The organism is Hallella bergensis DSM 17361 (assembly GCF_000160535.1).
Lineage (GTDB): Bacteria > Bacteroidota > Bacteroidia > Bacteroidales > Bacteroidaceae > Prevotella > Prevotella bergensis.
Genome location: NZ_GG704780.1, coordinates 506,696 through 511,644 on the forward strand (window position 1 = coordinate 506,696; position 4,949 = coordinate 511,644).

Genomic DNA, 4,949 nt, shown 5'->3' on the forward strand with positions numbered 1-4,949 from the left:
GAACTTTGCAATAGTGCTCTTGTTGTTGATTATTCGCCCTTAAAAATAGGCCACTTGTCATAAATTTGAGCCTTTTTTCAAGTTTTTCAAAAAAAAGTTTCAAAATTCGTGCAGTCTTTTAGTCACAATCTGCTCCTTTTAATAAAAGGGAAAAGTATATCTATGAAAGTAGATGTTGATATAAACGCATGTAAACAGGGAGAACGGAAAGCTCTCGGAAATTTATACAAGGCATATTCCGACAGATTATTGCGGATATGCCAGCATTATGTGACAGACGAAAGCACGGCAGAAGATATTTTGCATGATGCGTTCATCATCATCTTCACCTCCATCAAATCGCTGAAAGACAACTCAAAATTGGAGGGATGGATGATCACCATTGTAAGGAACCTTTCTCTAAGGTACCTGCAAAGCGCAGAGAAGGATGACATTCCTCTGTCTAGTCTGGGCATAGAATTTTTGAGCGAAGAAGACGAGGAAGAAAAGAATATAGAACTTGAACTATTGCTGTCGGCAATAGAGTCGTTACCGGAGGGGAACAGGGAGATATTCAAACTCTCGGTTCTGGATGGTCTTTCCCATAAGGAAATTGGAGAACTGCTTGGTATCAATCCTCACAGTTCATCTTCTCAGTTGGTTCGGGCAAAGAAAATGTTGCGGACCATACTGATGAACTATTGGATGCTCTTCTTGCTTCCAATTCTGATACCTGTCTATATCTATTTCGTAACGAAGGACAAAACTGTTGGAACTTCTGAACACAAGCAAACAGCAGTAACCACTCATAAGGAGCTGCCAGGACGGGTTCAAAAAGAATCTGCCTCTCAAAAGATAGTGCAACCAAGATATTCCATCCCATCAAGTATAAGTACCAGTAATAATGATGAACGTGCCTTGGCAGAAATGGCTACCTCTACTGAAAAGATTTCTTCACGGATGATAACAGATAGTGTAGAATCCGAGCAGCAGACTGTAGTTTTCCATGTGGATTCTATACAGAAACAATTGGTTATAAAGGGTATCAGCACCAAAGACTCCGTGCTTCGTATTCCACAAATTACCGAAGAAAAAATGATGGCATTGAATGAAAGTATGTCGCCTATTGTCAGCAATAAGAAGAAATACCCATGGACATTTAACTTCGGCTATTCATCTAATGCCGGAGCAAATGGAGCCATGTCCAATTTGAACTACCTATCAGTAGTAGATTACGCTAACGGTGGGGCTTCGGCCAAATTATATACATGGGATGATTATGTAAATTATTTGGTTCGGAACAATGCACTGATGGATTCTGTCGAGAGGGCAAAAATGTCATGGATAGCACTGAATAATGCAACAGAAGGCAACGCATCCTTAGGTGAGAAGGCGCACCACTACCGCCCCCAGACCTTTAGTTTGTCGCTCAACAAGCAACTAAGTTCCCATTGGACTTTTGGAACAGGATTGACTTACACAAGAATGAAGTCTGATTTTGAGAGTGAGTTTCATGGTGCGACCTTGTTGAAGACCCAGAAGATTGATTATGTGGGCATACCATTGCAATTGACCTATCGTATATGGAGCAAGGGACGATTCAATGCCTATACGACCGGTGGAGTGACATTCGAGATGCCAGTTCACAGTTCACTTGATAAGAAGTATATCATAACGTCTGACTCGTCCTACACGTTAAAGGGTGACATCAAGCCACGTTATCAGTGGTCTGTGAACTTAGGTATCGGTGTTCAGTATAGGCTATTCAAGCCTTTCAGTCTGTATTTAGAACCTAACATGTTCTATTACTTCTGGAATGGCAGTGGCCTTGAAACCTACCGCACAGAGCATCCGTTCATCATAACAGTACCATTTGGATTGCGGCTTACTTGGTAAATGAAATAAATAGATAAAAAAGTCATAAATATTGTGCAGTCTTTTCGTGGTTTTCTGCTCTTAACAATAAAAGACAAAACTCAAAAGAAAGAATGTACAGTATTTATGACTACATCCACAACGGAATAGTATTTGCCAACAATGTAATACGCAGACGGCATAAGGAACTTACTTCCTTGATGATATATTCCACTACCAACTGCCAGTCACGTTGCAAGCACTGTTCCATTTGGAAGAAACCTACGGAAAATTTAAGATTAGACGACATCATCAAGATAATGAACAGCAAATGTATAACGAAACGCACGACGGTCGGCATGGAGGGAGGTGAGTTTATCCTTCATCCCGAAGCAGACAAGATATTGGGATGGTTTGACACTCATCATCCTAACTATACGCTGCTGTCTAATTGTCTTGCGGTAAACAAGGTAATATCTGCTGTAAAAAATCATCACCCCAAGCATCTGTATATTTCACTTGACGGCACCAGAGAAACCTATCTCTATATGCGTGGCAGGGATGGATATGATAAGGTTATCGAAGTTATAGAGGCGTGTAGGGATATTGTTCCTATTTCCTTGATGTTTTGCCTTTCTCCGTGGAACTCGTTTGAGGATATGAAGCATGTCATAGATTGTGCCAAGAAATATAGCATAGACGTGCGTATTGGCATTTACAGCACAATGTCATTCTTTGACACGACCAAGGACTTGATGGAAGCCAATGATGATAATTTCATCCGTCAGATACCTTCATCCATACATCAAACGGATGAAAATTTTGATTTTGTGGCCCTATATGACGAATGGAAGAATAACAGGCTGAAACTGAGGTGCCATAGCATTTTCAGTGAGTTGGTCATCCATTCCAATGGTGATGTCCCGTTGTGCCAGAATTTGGACGTGGTCTTGGGCAACACCCATGAGAACACGCTTGACGAGATATTCAATTCAAAGGAAACCTGTAAGATTCAGTGTCAACACTCCAAAACGTGTAATCAATGCTGGATCAACTATCACCGGAAGTATGATATTATCCTGTTAAGGAATCTGGAGAAAATGTTTCCCAAGCGACTGATAGAATTGTTTTACGGGAAATATCAATGGACCAGCAACACGCAAATCACCTATAAGGAACATTTCAAGCAAATAACAGCATAAACTATGGGATATATAGACGAAATCATCGGCAGATACAAGAGTGTGCGGAGCATAAGGGAACTGAACCATATCTACACCCAACGGTATGCTCTTGTAGGTCTTGGCAATCATTGTGTCAGTAACCTGTTGCCTGTGATACAATATCTTCAGTTGCCATTGAAATACATCTGCTGCACCTCGGAGAAGAAAGCCGGGCTGATTTCTCAAAAGTACAAGGGAGTAAAAGGTACGACTTCTTTACAAGACATCTTGAATGATGATACGGTTTCGGGAGTCTTTGTGGCTGCTAATCCACATTCGCACTTTCATATAGCAAACGAAGTCATTAAAGCAGGGAAGTCCTTATTCATAGAGAAACCACCGTGTAAGAACGAGAGGGAACTAAAGTCTTTGACCGATACCGTCAAACTATATGGCTCACAACATGTCGTCGTCGGACTGCAAAGACGTTTTGCCCCTGCCTCTCAAATTCTGCAAAAGCGATTGAAAGGTGATGGCAAACGACATTATCATTATCGCTATCTTACGGGGCTATATCCAGAGGGTGATGCTCTGCTTGACCTGTTCATCCATCCTCTTGACTATGCAACATTCCTTTTCGGAGAGGCAAAGATAAAGAGTTGGGATATTATTCGCAGTAGAGATGGTGGACAGACCTTATTTCTTGTATTAGAGCACCAAGATATAACAGGTATGCTAGAACTTTCAACAGATTACTCGTGGCAAAAGGCAGAGGAATTGCTGAGCATCAGTACAGACAAAGGGGTTTATGTATTGGACAGAATGGAGCAACTCGATTTCACACCGAGACGCTCTGCAGTGTTTGGGGTTCCATTGGAGAAAATATTCCGAAACAATACAACCGTAGTCAATCTCTACGGAAGGAATGGTTTTGTACCAACGGTTGGGAATAACCAAATTGTGTCACAAGGGTTCTTCTCGGAAATTCAAGCGTTTGCCGATATGGTTGAAAACAGATTCGAGGATAATCATGCCTTTTGCTTGGAAAGTGTCAAGCATGTTTATTCCTTAATGGCAGAAATAAAGAAGTATATGAACATAATTGACGACCACATATTATAATAACAAATTAAATCCAACAAATTATGAAAAGGTACTTTTGTGTATTACAGGCGTTCATCTTCTCGTTGCTGTTTATTGGTTGCAGCAATGAAGATGAGTCTGCTTCAACTCCCACAGTGCAAGCATCGAAAACGGAATTGTTTGCTATAGGGACAGCCCGAATGACAAGAGCCGCTTCAAGCCCCTATCTCTTTACACTTGACAACATCAAGTCTTTCAACGCGCAGAGCCGTGAGATTATTTTTCAAGATTTTGAGCCGACAAGTCAGCTCTTTCCCATTTACCGTAATATAGAAATACATTCGTATGGTAAGGTTCTACTCCATATCTCAACGTTTGTGTCATCTTTCAATAGTCAAATCTTCACAGACTTATCATTAGTTTCAGAATCTGGTAAATTTTACCTGAGTGACTGTTACCCACGCAATATTGAGGACAATAGTCAATATGTTAAAGAGAACAAGGCCATTCAAAAAACAAAAGAAAAAAGAGCGGCAGAATGGGGAGAGTTTCTCTCAATACTCAAAAAGCATGGGAAGCTGATTGAATAGTAAACACTATCCATAAAATGTATGTCTTTATTGCGGATTTCAGCCCTTTTTGATTATCGTATCAAAGAGGGCTATTTTTTTAAGGGGGCATGATATTCTCTAACCACAGTATTTGTTTATTCATTGCCCTTTATACCATTATATTGTATCACGAGTAAAAGGGAATATCACTTGGACTTTGTGCACCTTCAGGTATAATATTTTATAGCCATTGCCACTTCATTTCTCCTCATATCCTCCTACAAACCGTCTGATAAAGTTAAATAATTGGGTGTATAGC

At 40.4% G+C, this 4,949-nt stretch carries 4 protein-coding genes; all 4 read left to right on the forward strand.

Annotated features, from left to right (window positions below; translation table 11 throughout):
• Positions 1 to 162: 162 nt before the first annotated feature.
• The 4 genes from HMPREF0645_RS02030 (at position 163) to HMPREF0645_RS02045 (ending at position 4,669) form a co-directional block, all read left to right on the forward strand.
• On the forward strand, positions 163 to 1,875 hold the full coding sequence (locus tag HMPREF0645_RS02030; RefSeq protein WP_007173158.1) for a sigma-70 family RNA polymerase sigma factor: 1,713 nt from the start codon (positions 163 to 165) through the stop codon (positions 1,873 to 1,875).
• Positions 1,876 to 1,967: 92 nt separating this feature from the next.
• On the forward strand, positions 1,968 to 3,035 hold the full coding sequence (locus HMPREF0645_RS02035; RefSeq protein WP_007173159.1) for a radical SAM/SPASM domain-containing protein: 1,068 nt from the start codon (positions 1,968 to 1,970) through the stop codon (positions 3,033 to 3,035).
• A 3-nt stretch (positions 3,036 to 3,038) separates the two neighbouring features.
• A complete protein-coding gene (locus HMPREF0645_RS02040) occupies positions 3,039 to 4,118 on the forward strand; it encodes a Gfo/Idh/MocA family protein (RefSeq protein ID WP_007173160.1) in 1,080 nt (359 codons plus the stop codon).
• Between the two features lie 23 nt (positions 4,119 to 4,141).
• The gene (locus HMPREF0645_RS02045) at positions 4,142 to 4,669 is read left to right on the forward strand and encodes a hypothetical protein (protein WP_007173161.1); all 528 of its coding nucleotides are present in this window, start codon (positions 4,142 to 4,144) and stop codon (positions 4,667 to 4,669) included.
• The last annotated feature ends 280 nt before the right edge of the window (positions 4,670 to 4,949 follow it).

Coding starts and splice junctions, on each gene's coding strand:
- HMPREF0645_RS02030 (WP_007173158.1), top strand. CDS start 163: ATGAAAGTAGATGTTGATATAAACGCATGTAAACAGGGAGAACGGAAA.
- HMPREF0645_RS02035 (WP_007173159.1), top strand. CDS start 1,968: ATGTACAGTATTTATGACTACATCCACAACGGAATAGTATTTGCCAAC.
- HMPREF0645_RS02040 (WP_007173160.1), top strand. CDS start 3,039: ATGGGATATATAGACGAAATCATCGGCAGATACAAGAGTGTGCGGAGC.
- HMPREF0645_RS02045 (WP_007173161.1), top strand. CDS start 4,142: ATGAAAAGGTACTTTTGTGTATTACAGGCGTTCATCTTCTCGTTGCTG.